Raw genomic sequence first — 17,066 nt, 5'->3', positions numbered from 1 at the left:
AGTCGTCCTGGCCTCCCTGATCCTCTGGCTCCGCGAACCGGCCAGATGATCATTTGTCAGACGCGCCCTAGGCCGCCGCCAGTCTGCGGGGGCTGCGTCCGCGCTGCGTGCTGTTCGGGCGTCGGAGGAACCCCCGCGGCAGAGGACAGCAGCAACGGGCTCCGACGCACCCGGCGCCTGAGCCCGTCCAGATCGCGTAGGTGCTTGCATCCGCCGCAGCCTGGTCAGATGTCGGTGGCTCCGGGCAGGCTATATGTATGCGTGCCCCGAGAGTCCAGTGCCCGACCTGCGAACGGTCGGTAGCCCTCATGCCGACCCGCCGAGCCGGATACGGCGTGATTCACGACCACAAGAAGGACCGGCGCTCCCTCATCCTTTGCGAGGGCAGCATGCGGCAGGTGGCCCTGGCCGAGGCTGTCCTCTGGCAGGACGCCCTGCCGGGACTGGCCGAGGTCAGCGGGTCGGCACCAACACTCTTCTGATTTGGCGGCTTCAGCGGGGGAGTCATGCCGGCTGCCGCCCAAGGGCGGATGAGGCGCTCTCGGCCCTTGTGTCCCGAGGTGTCGGGACACTCGACGGGCCCTGGCGCGTTTCATCACCGCTCGAGCCCAGGGGTTGACGGGCAGGGACAGGATCCTGAGGAGCAGGAGGCTCCAGGTCTGGGCGGGTATGCCGTTGCAGGTGTAGGCGGCGGCTGATGACGCTCTGCGGAATTGGATCTGCCCTGAGTTCCGTGAAAGGTCTGATCATGCGCGGTGGACGTCCGGCAGAAGGTCTGTCGGAGAGGCCATACAGAATCCGGCCATGAGTTACGACCTGGCTGTGTGGGAAGGCGAGCGCCCCGATGGCGATGCCGCGGCGCGTGTGGTGTTCACGGATCTCTACGGTGAGTTCATGGGCGGTCGGGGTGTTAAGCCGACAGCGCAGATCAGGCAGTACGTCGAAGTGCTGGTGGCTCGGTGGCCTGACTTGATCCCGGACGACGAGGATGAGGACGCGAGCCCTTGGTCGGATGGGCCGCTGATCGGGAACGCGAGTGGCCCGCTGTTCTACTTCAAAATGGTGTTCAGCAAGTACCAGGAGGCCGCGACCTTTGCCGTCGAGGTCGCACGGTCCTCGGGACTCATCTGCTTCGATCCCCAGGATGGGCGTCTGCTGACCTGAGCCACGTCCGCCGCGGCGTTCACGGCCGGGCGAGCGGACCATTTTCCTGGGAATTATCACAGCTAAGGAAGGGTGGAGTGATGGGCAATGCACGCTTCTTTGAGGGCGGCAACCCGATCCCGAACCCGTTCGGGGGGTGAGAAAATGCCAGAAGAGATATGGAGAACTGGCCGAGACTTCCTGGTAGCACGGTACGTCGCTAGTCACCAGCAGCTGTTGCTGCGCAGCGACAAAACCGACGAACACAGGACGAGGGTGGAGATTTTGTTCAGCCCCGTATCCTACATGAGCATCGATTCCCGGCCTGCTGAGAAATCTCGTGCTGTACAGCCTCTCTCACGGCGAGCTCGTCGGTCTACTGGGAACCTCGATTGAGCTTGACCTCGCTGGCATGGAAATTTTCGGGGTCGGGAATGACCGAATCCAGGGGATTGTGACAGCCGGAGGATACGCGATAGATGAAGGCAGCGGCGAATTTTGGGAGCCGAGCAGCATCTTGAAATTTGACCGCTGAATCAGATCGGAGGACCTTCTTCGTAGAACGTGGCTTGCCCGATCGAGTTCCGGCTCAGGGCCCGCAATCGTCATCGCGGCCCTGAGCCGATTTTTCTTGGCGCCGTCCCGCTCCCTATGCCTTGGAAACGTCAATCGCGCCTCGGGATGCGACTCCTTCACCGGTTGGCCAGCTCCCGACCGGAGCGGCCTCGAATTGTTTGTCGCCCCGTCTGCCAAGGTCCGAAGTACCGAACGAAAGCGGCGCGGTGCCGAAGGCCAGCCACACAGCGTCGCTCCGACTCGTTCACTGGCGCTGCGGCCACCCATCCCTCCAGCGCCTGCTCCACGTCGTGGTCGACGCGGCCGCCCGACCTGTCCAGCCGATCCGGCCGGGGACGCCATCGCCTGACCACCGGCGGAGTTCACCCGGCGCTTCCACGGCGTGACCGCTCCCCCGGGTATCGGGTCGGTCGGCAGGGGGAGGACACTGGTACAGGACCGCCCGACGAGAAGCCCCGGAGGAACGGTGAGCGCCGCACCCGTGCACGGCCACCACGACGGCCACCAGCCCATTGCCCGTACCCAGGACGCCGTCGCCGCTGCCCTGCCCCCGGCGCAGCGGATGGAGTTCTACCGGGAGATGGGCGAGGCGGACGACACGACGATCGGCGGCGTCCTGCGGCGCTGGTGGCTGCGGGCCGAGCTCTACCAGGACCCGGAGGGCGACCGCATCCACACCGCGGTCCAGGACGGGACCGCCCCCGGCACCTCCGCCTCCGCGATCCTTCGGCGCCTCGGTACCCGGTGAGCGAGTACTTCGAGGGTCCGGACGAGGACGATCCGATCACCCTCTCCCCGGCCGTCGAGCAGTTCCTCGCCGACCCGGACACCTCGCCCGACGTGTTCTCCGCCGTGGTGGCCTTCCTCGTCGACCTTCGTGAGAACCCCTTCCCCCACCTGAGCATGCCTGTCCCGGGTCGGCCCGGCATGCACTCGACCCCGCTGCGCCGGGATCTGGGGCTGGTGGAGTACGCGGTGGACGAGACGGCGGATCCGGCGCGCATCTACGTCTCCCGGATTCTGCGAGCGGACTGACCCCGTAGCCTCCCTTGCGCCGTCCCCGGGCGAGGCGTTCGGCAGACGGCCGGGGACGAGGGCCGGTGGGTGAGGTGGTTCCCTTGTCGACCTGGCCCGGCATGGCGCTGGCCTTGCCGCCGGCTCCCGACGGTTGCAAGGAGCGAACCGTTGCCGGGCTGTCCGCGGCGCCTCCACGGTGACGCTTCGATCAACACCGGCGGCTGCTTCCCCGAGACGGGGCATCGGTAGGGACCTCCAACCATCCGAGCGAGGTACCGGCATCGTTGTCGGGGACGTGCGGTGTGTCAGTGGGTGCTGGCAGCCTGGCCCGATGCTGATCGACGGATACGAGGATGACCCGCTGGTGGCCGGGGAGGAGCTGATCTCGCGCCCCGGGTTCTGGGCGGCCTATCTGATGTGGATGTGCGGGGCGGACGAGGCCGGCGACCCGGCGCCCGAGTGGTTCGGAGCGGATGCGGCCGACGCCGATGCGGCCTGCGAGGCGCTGATGGACGAGGAGGCCTGGCCGGTGTTCCGGGTTCCGTTCAGCGGCGGCCACTCGGCGGTGGTGGTGGGCCGCAACTTCCCCGACGACCGGGGGACGGAGTACTTCGTCACGCACCCGGGTTGGGGGCGGCGCGGCTACCTCGCCACCGTCGACGGGCACCAGGCCGGCCCCGGCCTCTCCTGGCGGGAGCTGATCCACGTCGCGAACACCCCCGACCACGAGGCTCCGGGTGTCCACGACCCGCACGCCCGCCTGCTGCTCCTGCTTCCCGTACTCGGTGACGACGGCGCGCCCGTGGACGCGGCCGGTGTGGTCGGCGAGGCGCTGGTCCGGGTGGGCGCTCCGGTCGGCGAGGCCGTCCGTGTCGCGGCGCTTCTCCTGGACCACCCCCTGTGGGACGCGGCTCACTGGTCGCTGCCGGGCGAGTCGCCGCTCAGCGGCGGCGGGGTGTCCTTCGGCGGCATCCTTCAGTGCGACGGGCCGGGAAGCCCGCGATCCGGCATGCAGCTCGCACGGGGCATCTCCCCGGACCAGAGCGAACGGCTCGCCCGCGCGCTGGGGACCTGGCCTGCCTGACGCCGGAGAAACCGGCCTGACCGGGTGTCAGTAGCCGGAAACACGGCTCCTTCCGGACCGTAGGGCGGGGAGAGCCGTATTCCCGGCCGAATCGGGCTCCCGGTCTCACGGTACGGAGGGGCGGTTGCGTCGTGTCACCGGTCGGACGGCGGCATTCGGCGGACGAGGCCTCACCAGTTCGAGCAGGCCACCCGGGAGGCGGCGACCGGTCACGGTGTGGGGGCGGGTGCGGCGGCTTCGAGGCCGTCGACGGTGCCGGACATGACGGTGCGCAGGTGGCGGGTGAGGTGGTCGGCGGGCCAGTGCCACCAGGCGATGTCCAGCAGGCGGGCGATGTCGGCCTCGGTGTGGCGCAGACGGATGACCTTGGCGGGGTTGCCGCCGGCGACGGCGTAGTCGGGGATGTCGGAGGTGACGACGGACCCGGCGGCGACGATCGCGCCGTGGCCGATGCGCACACCGGGCATGACGGTGGTGCGGTAGCCGAGCCACACGTCGTGGCCGATCACGGTGTCGCCGCGCCCGGGCAGGCCGGTGATCAGGTCGAAGTGCTCGGCCCAGGCGCCGCCCATGATCGGGAAGGGGAAGGTGGAGGGGCCGTCCATCCGGTGGTTGGCGCCGTTCATCACGAACCGCACCCCCTCGGCGAGGGCACAGAACTTCCCGATGACGAGCTTCTCCGGCCCGTAGTGGTACAGCACGTTGCGGGTCTCGAACGCCGTCGGGCCGTCGGGGTCGTCGTAGTACGAGTACTCGCCGACCTCGATCAGCGGCGAGGTGACCAGGGGCTTGAGGAGCACCACCCGCGGCTGATCGGGGAAGGGGTGCAGCACGGTCGGGTCGGGCACGACGGGAATCACAGGCGAAACCGCTTTCGGGTCGACGGGGCGTCAGGAGTACGGCGTTCCATGGTCTCTCGCGCGGGGCGGCGCCATTCGTCCGGCTTTTCAGCTCGCACGGTGCGACGCCGGGGCCCGCGTGCCTGTCTCCTGCGGCGGCGGAACAGCCGTAGTCACGCGTGTCGTCCGTGAACCGGATTTTCCGCGGAAAATTTCGTGCCTGCCCAAGGCGGTGAGAACGGGTGCGGATTGCGACGACCCCCGGCGGGGGCCTGGAGGGCGTCCCGGGTCGGGCTCGGGGTGTGACCACGCGCACCGGCACCCGTCACCGCCGTTCACGCGCCAGCGAACGGGTTTCCGTCGAGCACCCGCAGTGCGATCGACGCCGCCTGGCCTCCGTCGGTGCGGGCCAGGGCCTCCAGCGTCCGGCGGTCGGCGTGGCCGCACGCTTCTCGCAGCTCGGGGGTGGCATCCAGTCCGATCTGTCGGACGACCCAGTCCGCGATCACCACGGCGTCCGCGACGACCGTCGGATCCGCGCCGATCTCCGGGCCGAGGAGCGAGAGGCCGCCGTCGTTGGCGCCCCCTCCCAGTGCGAGTGCCACGAGGGCCCAGCGGGCCACCCGGTCCGAGGGATCGCGGTCCAGCCGTCCGGTGGCGTAGTCCCGCAGCTTGCCGATCGTGGCGCGGTCGTTCGCCCATCCGCGCCAGAACCCGTCGTCGCGTGGAAGCGCGTCCAGGGCCGCCAGGTCGTCGGTCAGAGCGCGCACCATGCGTTCGGCGAACTCGACGTGGCCGGTCTCGGATCCGGACTGCCGGAGCTGATCGATGTGGGCTTGGGTCACCGGCACGTCATGGCGCGCAGAGGGCTCCGTCGTGTCGATGTCCGCCGTCGCCGGCCGCGTGCGCTCTCGGCGCCCCGGCTCGGACGCCGCGACGCCCACCGCGACGTCCGCCGCGAGGTCAGCTGTCCTGTACGGGGTGACCGAGTGCGCGGGCCTTCGTGGCGACGGTGTCGAAGTCCGCGTCGGCCGAGAGCGCGGCGACCGTACGGCGGTCGAGCGGGGCGCCCTTGAGGACGGCTGCCACGGCCTCCTCGTCGACGGAGCGCTCGTAGGACCCCTCGGCGTAGTCCGCGAACGCCCGCACTCCGTCGGCCGCGGTGAGGAGGTCGAACAGCCAGTCGGCGCCGTCCCCCTCGTCGTCGGCGAACTCGACCGGCCCGCACTGCCAGGCGGTGGCTCCGGTCTCGTACCAGGCGCACAGGGTCGCGTCGAAGAAGCCCTCGATCAGGAACTCCTCCGCCCGCGCGTAGTGCGCGAGCGAGGCGGGCAGGCCGTCGAGCAGTCCGGGCCAGTGCGCGCGCGGTTCCTCCCGCCACGGGGTGGCGTCGCTCTCGTGGTCGAACCCGTGGAGGAGGACGCCGGCCGGGTCGAAGACGACCGCGTACCGGTCGCCGCAGCCGTTCCGCATGAAGGCGAGATCGACGCCCGGCCGCCAGTCGACCGCGAAGGTGTGGTCGGCGGTGTACGGCACGGAGACGATCGATTCCAGGAGCGCCAGCGCGCGGCAGCGGTCACGCAGGTCGGCGGGTGCGGGCAGAGCGGCGACGAGTTCATGCACGGTCATGGCGCACACTCAACAGCACGCCGCTGACAATCCCGTCCCCGCGGGTCGTGGAAGCCCGCTGTACGGGCGGCGCCGCGAGCCGCGCCGCGGTGGCCGCTCTCCGAGTGACAGTTCGGGCGCGTACGTTGTGGCGCCGCTCGTCGGGGCGGAACGTGGTGCCCGGCCGAGGCTCAGGGTGTGTCGGCGCCCGCCGGCGCGGGGCCGCGGCGTACAGCGAGGAGTCGCGATGTCGAACGGCGGAATCACGAAGGAATCCGGGCCGAACACGTGGACCGGACGGGAGGTCACCATCACCGTGCCCGCGGGAATCGCGGGTGACCTCGACCAGATGAACCGGGTGATCAAGAACGTGATGACCGAACTCGGCCATCCGGGCTGTCACTCCGGGTTCGACCTGAGGTTCCGGCAGTCGCTGGACTTCGTGGTCTCCCCCAAGGGCGATATCGCACCGGGCATCGCCCAGCCGTTCCTGGGATAGGGGCGGCGACGTGACCGGGCTCGGCGTCGGCCTCACCCACGTCCCCGGCGCCGAGCCCCTCCTCGAGGCGTGCGCCGATCTGCTCGAGGTCGTCGAGATCGAACCGCAGACACTCTGGCGCGCGCGGCCGGACGGCACGACCGGCTGCGACGAGGAGACACTGCGCCGCCTCGCGGACCTTCCCGGTGCCCGGCTGCTGCACGGCGTCGGCAACCCGGTCGGCGGCTGCCGGCCGCCCGATCCCCGGCAGACCGCTCTGGTGGGCGAGCTGGCCGAGCGGCTGCGCGCGCCCTGGGTCAGCGAGCACCTGGCGTTCAACCGGACCGGCCGGGACGGAGAGGCGTTCCGCACCGGCTTCATGCTCCCGCCGCGGCAGACCCCCGAGGGCGTGCGCTGCGGCGTCGCCTCCGTACGGGCCATGGCCGACGCGCTGCCGGTACCGCTCGCGGTCGAGATCGGTGCCAACTACCTGCGGCCGCGCGCCGACGAACTCCCGGACGGCCGGTTCGTCGCCGGTGTGGCCGAGGGCGCCGGCTGTGGGCTGCTGCTCGACCTGCACAACGTCCTCGCCAACGAACGCAACGGCCGGGCCCCGGTCGACGGACTGCTCGACGAACTCCCGCTCGACCGGGTCTGGGAGGTCCACCTCGCCGGCGGATTCGAGCACCGCGGCTACTGGCTGGACGCCCACAGCGGACTGCCCGACGAGGAACTGCTCGCGCTGGCCGAGCGCGTCCTGCCCCGGCTTCCGGCACTACGGGCGGTCCTGTTCGAGGTGACGGGCTCGGCCGTGCCGTACCTCGATCCGCCGGCCGTCCGGGACCTGCTGGTCCGCGTCCGCGAACAGTGGCGGCCGCGCCCGGCCGCCGGCCCGTTCCCGCCGACGCGGGTACCCCGGCTGCGGCCGCCCGCCGACGAACCGGGCGCCGGACCGGATGACGAGCCGGGCGCGGGGCCGGACCCCGAGGAGTGGGAGTACGCGCTGGGCGCGCTGGCGATCGGCCGGCGGCCGGACGGCCCGCTCGCCCGTGAGCTGGCGGCCGACCCGGCGATCGCGCTGCTGCGGGAACTGGTCGCGGAGCTCCGGGCGAGCCAGCTCGCCGGCACGCTCACCCACACCATCCGACTGCTGCTGCTCACCCTGGGCGAGGCCGGGGTCCGGGCCCTGCTGGACGACTACACCCGCTCCCGCCCGCCGGAGCCGTTCGCCACCGAGGAGGCGGAGGCGTTCGCCGTCCACCTGCGGCGTACCCGTCCGCGCGTCCCCTGGCTGACCGACGTACTGGAACTCGACCTCGGCCTCCTCCGGGTGCGGCTCGACGACGTACCGCGGACGGTCCGCCTCGGCACGGACCCGAACGACCTGCTGGCGGCGCTCGGCGCCGGCCGGCTGCCCGTCGCCCCGAAGCGGGGTGAGTTCCTGGTCCGGCTGACCGCCTGACGGGGCGGCCCGGAGTGAGGTGCACCCGCCCGGTTGCCGACGCGGAGAGCACCGCGCGCTCCTGCCACCTCACCTCGGCGGTGGCTCCGGCAGCTTGGCGTTCATGAGCCCGGTCTACGTTGGATCGCCTTCGGACCATCCGGGAGACGCGGGCCCCCGGCCCGTTGGTACGACACGGTTGGACCGGTCGTCGCAGGCCGGCACCGCGATTCGGCCGTCATCACCCGTTCCTCGCTCCTCGACCGCCTGTCAGGGACGCAGGTACTTCCCTGCTGCTCGGGCCACACGAACAGGACTCCGCCCGAGGGTGCTGCCCTGCCCCTGTCAGGAGCCCGGCAGGAGGGAGGCGAGGTAGGCCTGGGTCTCGGGGTCGGTGGAGTAGAGGCGGGTGCCGTGGGTGGCCCGGGTGGCGAGGACGCGGTAGGTGTTCAGGGCGTAGCGCAGGTACTGCTCCGGGGGCAGGGTGCGCAGTTGCCTGGCGTCGTGGCTGGCTTCGGGGTGGGCCTGCCAGTGGCCGTCGCGGCGGACGAGGTCGGCGCCCAGGATGACGGCGCCGAAGGCGTACTCGAGGCCTTGGGCGGTGTAGATGCAGCCGACCTGGTCGTGGCCGCCGCGGTCGGTCGCCCAGTAGGGGCGGGCCGGGATGTCGGGGAAGCCGGGGACGGGCTGGTCGGAGCGCAGGTTCCAGGGGCGGGCCCAGGTGCGTTCGTCGTGGTCGGGGCCGTGCCAGCGGATGGCGACCTCGGGTGCGAGCGGGGGGACGTCGCCCGTGTTCCAGGGCCAGCAGAATCCGGCGGTGATCCGGGCGCTGCGGCCCTGCGCGGTGTGGCCGTCGGTCCAGGAGGCGAGTGCGTCGGGGTCGGGGGCCAGGGCGAGGTCGTAGCTGGCGGCGTTCCAGGGCTGCGGCGCGTCGGCCGGGGAGAACAGGAGGTCGATCCAGTGGTGGTAGGCCTGGGAGCCGTTGCAGCGGAACTGCGTCTCGAGGTTCACGCGCCGCAGAGTGGCCCGGGATTCATGGGCGTGGCGTTCGAGTTCGTCGAGGGTGAGGCCTTCGGTGGGACGCACGATCTGGCGTTCGTCGAGGAAGAGGACCAGGACGCCGACCCGGTCGAGGAGGTTGCGCAGGAGGATGGGGAAGCCGGCGCCGCGCTGGTGCGGGTAGGTGGCGGCGCGGTGGGCCTCGTCGAGGAGGACGACGCTGTTCCTGTCCAAGCCGGCGGGGGTCTTGTTCTTGAACGTGGCGACGAGGCCGCGGGCGTCCTCGCTGAGCAGTCGCTGGAGCTGGCGGGTGAGGGTGCCGGACGGCGTCAGCAGTCGGGGGTTGCGGCCGGGCATGCGGCACAGGTCGCCCATGACCCGGGCCGCGATGACCGTCTTTCCGGTGCCGGGCCCGCCGGTGACGACGACCAGGCCGGCGGGCCGGGATCGCCCAGCCGCGGGTCGGTCGAGGGAGACTTCTCTGACGGCGTCGAGGATCGCCAGTCGGGCCCGGTCCTGTTCACCGATGAGGAAGAACCGGCGGCGGTTCTCGATGGCGGCGGCCACTCGCTCCAGGACGCTTTCGGAGGGCCGGTGTTCGGCGGAGAGGAAGCGGTCGACGGCGTCCGTGGGAGCGGGTGCGAGGCCGACGCAGCCGAGGCTCCGTGCGAGTTCACCGGCGGGCACGCCGGGTGCGAGGTCATCGCGGCCCAGCAGGGGGAACTCGGCGCTCGGCTCTCCGGGAGGCGCCATGTCCCGTAGGAACGTGATGAGGTCAATGGGTGCGTTGTGCAGGAGGACCGTGCCGTTCACCCGGACCCCGCGGCCGCCGTCGGCCCAGTCGCGCAGGTAGTGGACGTACCCGCCGACCTGACGGGCGGGGTGCGGCACGGTCCGCTGTCCGACCTCCAGCATCCCGGAGTCCCTGGGGGAACGCGCCGCCCGCGTCCACTGCTTCAGTTCGACCACCACGACCGTCAGTACGCCGTCCGCGTCCTGGCCGACGACGGCCGCGTCGACGCGCTCGCCTGTTCCCGGCAGGGACAGCTCCAGCAGGACGTCGAGGTCCTCCAGCCCGGCGCGCACCAGCGCATCGAGGAGGACCGGCCAGCTCCGCTGCCAGCTACCGGCCTCCTCCTCCCCTGGCGCCGTGCCGTGCAGGACACGGAACCGTGCCCTGCACGCGTCGACGAACTCCGGCTGCACGGCTCGCCGCGCCACATCGCCGATGACCCCCCGGTACACGTACATGACCGATGCATACCACCTCCGGCTGACAGGGCCCTCGGCGGGGCTCAGACGGCCGACGAAACGGGCTCGGTCGGCGGCAGCACGGCGGAGTTGTTCCGGTGCCAGTCGAAGTAGCCCTCGCTCTCCGGTGTGTGGGCGGTGCAGTGCCTGCCCTCGAGGGCCTTGGCGGCGGTGAGGAGGTCAGCGGAGGCGGCGCCCTTCTGCGACACCTCCACGATCCCGTCGGCGGACACCCGGATGAAGCCGTCCTCGAACAGGGCGTCGCAGCCGAGCAGGCAGGCGGCCATCAGGTTCGCGAGGTGGGAGCGCTGTTCGAGGTTGCACCGCGACCGCTTGCGCACGTGGGCCGCGCGGACGAGCCCGGCGGGGAGGGTCCGCCCGCAGAGGTCGCAGCGGATGGAGGTCGCCCCGTTGAACTTCTCCCGGCGGAGCCGGGCCTGCTCACGGCGGGCGAAGGTGAGCACGGGCCGGTCCAGGTTGCCGCCCAGGTCGAGGTAGCGGTCCTGGCTCTGGCCGGAGCCCGGGCCGTGCCAGGGGATGGGGGACGCCACCGGCTCGGCGGACGTTCCCTCAGGGGAATCCGCCTGGTGTTCGGTGGAGTCGACCAGCCTGGTCATGACCTCGGGGTCGGCCACGGGGACCGGGGCACCCTGCTTGTTGGCGGAGAGCCGGAAGGCCTCCATCGCGGCGTCGCCGAGCTGCGGTCCGGTGACCGCGGACTCGAGGTCCAGGACCTCCAGGGGAACGCGCACCGGGTACGTGTCGTCGGGCCAGACCTCGCTCTCGTCCGGGTACACGGTCCCGGTGACCTGCGCGACGGCCAGTTCCCGAAGCACCGCGCCCGCCCATATCCCGGCGGGAACACGGGCGTTCGGTCCCCGGTGGCCGAACAGGATGTAGTCGCCGGGCTTCAGAGCGGTCAGCACCTCAGGAGTGTCGGCCTTCTCGGCGGTGTCGCGCTTCCAGCCCCATATGGACTCGCGCAGGCCGATCTGGAAGTTCCGCTTCGACGGAGCGGGGACGTACACGGCAACGACGGACACGTCGCGATCCTCCACGGTTCGACTCCCCTGTCCGGACGGCCGGGGAGTTGGTCGGTTGGACGAGCGGTGCCGCGAGTCCCGCGGACGCGGGAGGGAACGGCACCCCGCCGGGTTATCAGGTGCCACTGACACCGGTAGTCGGACGCGGGCGTCCCGGGCCGTTCCTCGGCTGGTCCGGCTGGCAGCGGCCCGGCAGGAGACGACACGTTGCCGGTGGCAAGACCGATGTTCGGTCGCTTGAGTCGCTTCGGTAGCTGCCGGATGTATCGGGGAGGACGTCTTCGGGCCTGACGGACGCTTTCCCGCGCCAGGGGCGGACGGGCCGTCGGTGCCTGCAGCACGTCCCGGCGGCAAAGACGCCCACTGCCGGCCTGCAGCGGACGGGCCGGCCCGGGAACAACGGGAGAGGTCACCCTGCCAGGCGGCCTCGAAGCTACCGAAGCGACTCAAGCGACTCACCGAAGGAACAACGATCGCGGAAAGCCGGCGGCACGGTCCCTCCCTCACACTCCTGCGGAAGCTACCGAAGCGACTCAAGCGACCGAATCCTGGACATGGAGGCCCCTGGAAGCGCTCCGGTCGCGCGCGACACGCCGAGCGACCGGGCGCGAGAGACTCGGTAGCTTCAGTCGCTGAGCTTCAGTCGCTGGATAAAAGCCCAGGTCAGAAGGGTTCAACCAGCCCTATCAGCGACTGAAGCGACTCAAGTTCGGGTATATGAAGACATTCCCGTGTGCGTGTGCGCGTTATAGACCCGGGCTACAGTCGCTTCAGTCGCTGTTTGGCTTGAAAAACGGCTCCGACCTGCGAAAACGTCCGTGGACCGAAAACAGCGACCGAAGCGACTCGGTCGCTCCCCAGGGTTCGGTAGCTGAGTTTCCCCGGGAACGTCCGCCACTCCGGATACCGGCGTCCTCGCTCGGATAGTCTGTGTGAGCTATCTTCTGGACTTCGGTCGCTTCAGTCGCTGATCCGGCGCCCACCAGTGCCCTGACCTGGCTTTTCGCCCCTCAGCGACTGAACGAGCGACCGGAAGTCGGGCAGCTACCGAGCTACCGAAGCAGTTGCAGCAGCTACTGAACCAAGGGGGAGGGACCCGCGTGACGGCGCCGCAGGCCGTGGGGAGCGACCGAACGGGCCGCCAGCCGGACGCGCTGGCCGTCGCCCGCTGGTGTGCCGCCCAGGGCTGGCCGGTCCATCCGCTGGCCCCCGGACGCAAAACACCGCCCGCCAATTGCCAGGCCTGCCAGGAATCCCCCCACTCCCCCCCTGAGTGCTCCTGCCCCAGCGCCGGTCGCTGGTGCCACGGCTTCCACGCCGCCACCCTCGACCAGGACGTCATCACCGCCTGGTGGCGGACCAATCCCGACTTCGGCACCGGTGTCGCCTGCGGCCCCGCCGGCCTGGTCGTCATCGACGTCGACAGCCACCCCAGCACCGTCCCCGCCCGGGACCGAATCCTGCCCGGCATCCCGATCCACGAACACGTCGACCTCGAAGGCCTGGAGAACGGCTACCACACGCTCGCACTGCTGGCCGCCCTCCGCCGCTCCCCCTCCCCCGCGGAGGACGCCTCCACACTGCGCGTGCGCACGCCCTCCGGCGGCCTGCACGTCTGGTACCGGGACGACGACCACCGAGGCTTCACCTGCTCCACCGGCTCCTCCACCGGACGGGCCCTGGCCTGGCAGGTCGACGTCCGCGCCCACGGCGGTTACATCGTCGCCCCCGGCACCACCACGAGCGCCGGCACCTACACCGCCCTCCCCGGCGCCTGGACCCCGGCACCACTCCCCCGCTGGCTCGCTGAGGAACTCGTCCGCACCGGACACCTGAAGGACAGACACGAGGTCCAGCCGACCGTCCCGGCCCCCGTTCCCGACCGTGCCCGCCAGGCGGTCGTGGCCGCGGGCGGCGGCAAGCGCGGAGCCGAACGCGTCCTCGACACCGTCCTGCAGGACGTCACCGACTGCGCCACCACGCCCGAGGGCGCCGGCTTCACCGGCAAGCTCAACCGGGCCGCCTACACCGTCGGAGGACTCGTCTCCGCCGGCCACCTGACCCACACCGCGGCCGAGCAGATCCTCCTCGACGCGGCCCGCACCGCCCGGCCCAGCCAGGACCGGCACAGCTCCGCCGTCATCCGTTCCGGTCTCGCCGCCGGCGCGCGGCAGCCCCTGCACATCGGGAAGGCCCGCGGATGACCGACAGCCCCCGCAAGAGGACGGTCTTCGACCCCGTGGCCGCAGCCCAGCAGATCCTGGAGTACCCGCCCCTGCCCGGCCCCTCGCCGGCGCCCTGGCACGGCGCCGCCGTCCAGGAGAGTCTCCTCGACTCCCCCGCCGAGGCCCTCCAGGCACCCCCGCAGCCGCCGTTCCACACCGGACACAGCGCGCACGCGGCACCGAGCGCACCGGCGGCCCGGACCGCCCAGGCCCAGGCCGGCCCGCAGGCGAGTTCCCACGGCCTGCTGCCCGACTCCCTCTCCGACCGCGGCAACGCCAAACTCTTCGTCCACCTCTACGGTCGCGACTACCGCCACGTCCCCGGCATCGGCTGGTACCGCTGGTCCACCCACCGCTGGCAGCTCGACGAGGACGACACCGTCCTGTGGGCCGCCGGAGAGATGGCCGAGAGCGTCGCCACCCACGACCCCCGCGGCGTCTACACCAACGCCGACCTGCGTCGGCACCGCCGCCGCGCCCTGTCCACCTCCGGCATGAACGCCATGCTCGCCCAGGCGAAGTCCGCCCCCGGCATGGTCCTCAACGCCGCCCTCCTCGACGCCGACGCCTACGCCCTGTGCACCCCAGGCGGCGTGGTCGACCTGCGCACCGGAGCGATCGTCCCGCCCGACCCGAAGGTCCACCACCACTCCCGCTCCACCACCCTCGCCCCGGCCCGGATGCCCACCCCGCGCTGGGACCGCTTCCTCACCGACACCTTCGGCGACGACAAGGAAGGCCGCCAGACCCGCGACTTCCTCCACCTGCTGCTCGGCTACTCCATCAGCGGCGACGTCGGCGCCCAGGTCATGCCCTTCCTCTACGGCCAGGGCAAGAACGGCAAGTCCGTCCTCCTCGACGTCATGATCCAGCTGCTGGGCGACTACGCCGACGCGGCCCCGCCCGGCTTCCTCATGGCCAAGACCTTCGACGGCCACCCCACCGACCTCGCCGAACTCCACGGCCGGCGCATCATCGTCTGCTCCGAGCTCAAGCCCGGCGACCGCTTCGACGAGGCCCGGGTCAAGCTGCTCACCGGCGGCGACAAGATCAAGGCCCGCCGGATGCGCCAGGACTTCTTCTCCTTCGAGCCCACCCACAAGCTCTGGCTGCTCGGCAACCACCGCCCCGAGGTGGGCACCGGCGGCTTCGCCTTCTGGCGGCGCATGCGCCTGATCCCGTTCGAACGGGTCGTCCCCGAGGAACGCAAGATCGACAACCTGGCCCATGTCCTGGTCGCCGAGGAGGGCCCCGGCATCCTCGCCTGGCTCATCGACGGCGCCCGCCGCTACTTCGCCGGTGAGAAGGACCTCGCCGGCCCGCAGGCCGTCCAGACCGCCACCACCGCCTACGCTGAGACCGAGGACCACGTCGGCCGCTTCCTCAAGGAAGCCTGCGTCGCCGGCGAGGGCATGCGCGCGGAACAGGCCCAGCTCTTCGGCGCCTACACCCGTTGGTGCGGATTCGAGGGGGCCAATCCCGTATCCGGACGTGCTTTCGCCGCACGAGTCCGCGAGACACTGGGTATGACCTCTCCCAAGGAGATGGTCCTGTCCAACAGCCGCAAGTACTACCCGGGCATCGGCCTGATCACTGACGACACAGAGGAGCACAACGCGTGAGCGCGCTGATCGACCCGGCCGAGCTCGCCCACGAAACCGACCTCGTCTGGCTGGAGGACACCTCCGACCTCGACTACGTCCGTCAGTCGCTGGACCGGCTCACCACCCGCCGCGGCCGCCCCGCCTACCACCGCGACGGCCGCATGGTCGGCTACGCGATCCTCGGCCCTGACGCCAAGTCCTCGCGCGCCTCCGGCACCTTCCGCCGGCGCGTCTTCTGGCTGCTCCCCCACGACCGCGACCAGGACCCGGACGGCCTGTACTCCACCGGCGCCCCCTCGGAGGCCGTCGACCCGCGCACCGTGGCCCCCGGGGTCAAGGGCTACAAGACCGAGCGCTCCGAGGGCGGCCCGGCCTCCCCGGCGATGCTCGAGCTGGGGATAACGCTCCCGAAGGCCTGAGGCCCGGTGAACGGCGGTGGGGTGCGGCCCGGATCTCGGGCCGCACCCCACCGCCGTATCACGAGGCGCTGCCGTCGGCCCATTCCTCGCGCGGCCGCAGCCTCGCGAGGATCCTCTGGGCTTCGTCGCGGACACCGGCGTCTCCATCTCTCGCCAGCTCGTGAAGCCGCTCGATCAACCGGTCCGCGCCTTCGGTGGTCATCCAGTCAGGGTCGCCGTCCAGTGCGGCTTGGATCTCATCGGCGGTGGAGGTCTCGGCCGCGTGGCTTCTGGCCAGCAGTACACAGCGGAGGCCGATGACGTCCCTGCGCGCGAGCAGTGCCTCGGCCGTCTCATGGGTGACCGCGGTGTCCCAGGCGTCCAGGAGGAGCCGGTGGATGACGTCCAGGACTTCGTCGATCGTGTCGGACATCGCGAGCCGCCGTCCGGCTGCGGCACGAACCGACCAGAGCGGTGAGTCGGCGTCCTGCATAGTCGCGGCCAGTTCGTGATCGTCGGAGGAGAGCATGCCGCCAGCTTGTCAGGGACCGTGTCGGCCCATCTCGCGCGATGGCTTGCTGCCCTGTTCGAACCGCCCGTTCTGGATTGCCGCGCCTCGCCGGCCTCGCCTCGATGAGACGTGGCCGGCGATGACGAGCACCGGCGTCTCGCGGAGTTCCTTGCCCATGTCCAGACGTGGCGGCTATTCGGCCGACCGGCAGTCTGCCCATCGACCAGCGAGGACCGGCACACACGTGAAGCGGCGAAGAGTCGCTCGCGGACTGCGTCGCCGATCGACGGTCCGACTGTCCGATCCGGTTACTACGATCCCCCGGTGACCGATGACGAGATCGTCGAAGCCTGCCGGAGGATCGCCCGGGCCCGGCAAGCTCCCCCACCAGCTCCACCCGAGGCTGTTGCCGAGGCGGAACGTGTCATCGGATTCGCCTTCCCCACCCTCCTCCGGCGCCTGTACACCGAGGTTTCCAACGGCGGCTTCGGCCCCACTGACGGGGTGCTGCCGGTCGACACGGGGCAGCCGTGGGAGCACATCGCGGAGTCGTACGAGTACGGACCCGACCCCACCGGCGGAGTGCCTGCCGGAGTGGTGCCGCTCTACGACTGGGGCTGCGCGATGTGGTCGATGATCGATTTCCGTGATCCGGGCGGCGCGATGTGGTCCAACGCAGACGGCGATTGCTGGCCCCAGGGCGTCACCCTGGCCCAGTGGCTGCTTGCCGCGATGGACGGCGAGTTGCGCTTCGCCTGGCCAAACGGAGTGCCCCCGGAAAACGAATGGCACCGGCCGGAGACAGCGGCCCAACAACAGGAGAGCTGACCGGAACCCGCATCGAGCTGT

At 71.0% G+C, this 17,066-nt stretch carries 17 protein-coding genes; 11 read left to right on the top strand and 6 right to left on the bottom strand.

Annotation, left to right across the window (positions count from 1 at the left end; all coding sequences use genetic code 11):
- The first annotated feature begins 335 nt into the window (after window positions 1-335).
- The 5 genes from IE332_RS37150 (at window position 336) to IE332_RS37130 (ending at window position 3,820) form a co-directional block, all read left to right on the top strand.
- Complete coding sequence (locus tag IE332_RS37150) at window positions 336-482, top strand: hypothetical protein (RefSeq protein ID WP_189925461.1); 147 nt, start codon at window positions 336-338, stop codon at window positions 480-482.
- A 322-nt stretch (window positions 483-804) separates the two neighbouring features.
- The gene (locus IE332_RS37145; protein WP_189925459.1) at window positions 805-1,164 is read left to right on the top strand and encodes a hypothetical protein; all 360 of its coding nucleotides are present in this window, start codon (window positions 805-807) and stop codon (window positions 1,162-1,164) included.
- A gap of 1,021 nt (window positions 1,165-2,185) precedes the next feature.
- Window positions 2,186-2,467, top strand: a complete 282-nt coding sequence (locus tag IE332_RS37140) for a hypothetical protein (RefSeq protein ID WP_189925457.1) — start codon at window positions 2,186-2,188, stop codon at window positions 2,465-2,467.
- Window positions 2,464-2,754, top strand: coding sequence for a hypothetical protein (locus IE332_RS37135; protein WP_189925455.1), 291 nt, complete (start codon window positions 2,464-2,466; stop codon window positions 2,752-2,754). Before IE332_RS37140 ends, IE332_RS37135 begins: the two co-directional genes overlap by 4 nt.
- Before the next feature lie 313 nt (window positions 2,755-3,067).
- Window positions 3,068-3,820 (top strand): hypothetical protein, encoded by a 753-nt coding sequence (locus IE332_RS37130; RefSeq protein ID WP_189925453.1) that lies wholly within the window; start codon window positions 3,068-3,070, stop codon window positions 3,818-3,820.
- Window positions 3,821-4,029: 209 nt separating this feature from the next.
- On the opposite strand, the gene IE332_RS37125 is transcribed toward IE332_RS37130, so the two are convergent.
- The 3 genes from IE332_RS37125 to IE332_RS37115 form a co-directional block, all read right to left on the bottom strand.
- A complete protein-coding gene (locus IE332_RS37125; protein WP_189925473.1) occupies window positions 4,030-4,677 on the bottom strand; it encodes a CatB-related O-acetyltransferase in 648 nt (215 codons plus the stop codon).
- Window positions 4,678-4,994: 317 nt separating this feature from the next.
- Window positions 4,995-5,504, bottom strand: coding sequence for a hypothetical protein (locus IE332_RS37120; protein WP_189925451.1), 510 nt, complete (start codon window positions 5,502-5,504; stop codon window positions 4,995-4,997).
- A gap of 118 nt (window positions 5,505-5,622) precedes the next feature.
- A complete protein-coding gene (locus IE332_RS37115) occupies window positions 5,623-6,288 on the bottom strand; it encodes a hypothetical protein (RefSeq protein WP_189925448.1) in 666 nt (221 codons plus the stop codon).
- Window positions 6,289-6,514: 226 nt separating this feature from the next.
- On the opposite strand from IE332_RS37115, the gene IE332_RS37110 reads away from it, so the two are divergent.
- A complete protein-coding gene (locus tag IE332_RS37110) occupies window positions 6,515-6,766 on the top strand; it encodes a hypothetical protein (protein ID WP_189925445.1) in 252 nt (83 codons plus the stop codon).
- Between the two features lie 10 nt (window positions 6,767-6,776).
- Entirely contained in the window at window positions 6,777-8,207 is a 1,431-nt protein-coding gene (locus tag IE332_RS37105) for an MbnB/TglH/ChrH family RiPP precursor modification enzyme (RefSeq protein WP_189925443.1), read from the top strand.
- 324 nt (window positions 8,208-8,531) lie between these two features.
- On the opposite strand, the gene IE332_RS37100 is transcribed toward IE332_RS37105, so the two are convergent.
- Both IE332_RS37100 and IE332_RS37095 read right to left on the bottom strand, forming a co-directional pair.
- The gene (locus IE332_RS37100) at window positions 8,532-10,436 is read right to left on the bottom strand and encodes a DNA/RNA helicase domain-containing protein (protein WP_189925441.1); all 1,905 of its coding nucleotides are present in this window, start codon (window positions 10,434-10,436) and stop codon (window positions 8,532-8,534) included.
- Between the two features lie 44 nt (window positions 10,437-10,480).
- Window positions 10,481-11,479: a hypothetical protein gene (locus IE332_RS37095; protein ID WP_189925439.1), complete on the bottom strand. Its 999-nt coding sequence runs from the start codon at window positions 11,477-11,479 to the stop codon at window positions 10,481-10,483.
- A gap of 1,100 nt (window positions 11,480-12,579) precedes the next feature.
- Between IE332_RS37095 and IE332_RS37090 the strand changes: the two genes are divergently transcribed.
- From IE332_RS37090 to IE332_RS37080, 3 genes are read left to right on the top strand one after another with little or no spacing between them, the layout of a single operon-like run.
- The gene (locus IE332_RS37090) at window positions 12,580-13,683 is read left to right on the top strand and encodes a bifunctional DNA primase/polymerase (protein WP_229929214.1); all 1,104 of its coding nucleotides are present in this window, start codon (window positions 12,580-12,582) and stop codon (window positions 13,681-13,683) included.
- Window positions 13,680-15,326, top strand: coding sequence for a DNA primase family protein (locus IE332_RS37085; protein ID WP_189925437.1), 1,647 nt, complete (start codon window positions 13,680-13,682; stop codon window positions 15,324-15,326). Before IE332_RS37090 ends, IE332_RS37085 begins: the two co-directional genes overlap by 4 nt.
- Entirely contained in the window at window positions 15,323-15,727 is a 405-nt protein-coding gene (locus tag IE332_RS37080; RefSeq protein WP_030240262.1) for a DUF6009 family protein, read from the top strand. The genes IE332_RS37085 and IE332_RS37080 overlap by 4 nt, the downstream gene beginning before the upstream one ends.
- Window positions 15,728-15,785: 58 nt before the next feature.
- On the opposite strand, the gene IE332_RS37075 is transcribed toward IE332_RS37080, so the two are convergent.
- Window positions 15,786-16,235, bottom strand: a complete 450-nt coding sequence (locus tag IE332_RS37075) for a hypothetical protein (RefSeq protein WP_189925435.1) — start codon at window positions 16,233-16,235, stop codon at window positions 15,786-15,788.
- A 306-nt stretch (window positions 16,236-16,541) separates the two neighbouring features.
- Here IE332_RS37075 and IE332_RS37070 point away from each other — a divergent pair, with 306 nt between their 5' ends.
- A complete protein-coding gene (locus tag IE332_RS37070; RefSeq protein ID WP_189925433.1) occupies window positions 16,542-17,045 on the top strand; it encodes an SMI1/KNR4 family protein in 504 nt (167 codons plus the stop codon).
- Window positions 17,046-17,066: the final 21 nt, after the last annotated feature.

The sequence above is a fragment of the Kitasatospora xanthocidica genome (genome assembly GCF_014656195.1).
In the GTDB taxonomy this organism is placed as follows: Bacteria; Actinomycetota; Actinomycetes; order Streptomycetales; family Streptomycetaceae; genus Kitasatospora; species Kitasatospora xanthocidica.
This window is presented reverse-complemented; position numbering and strand designations above follow the sequence as displayed.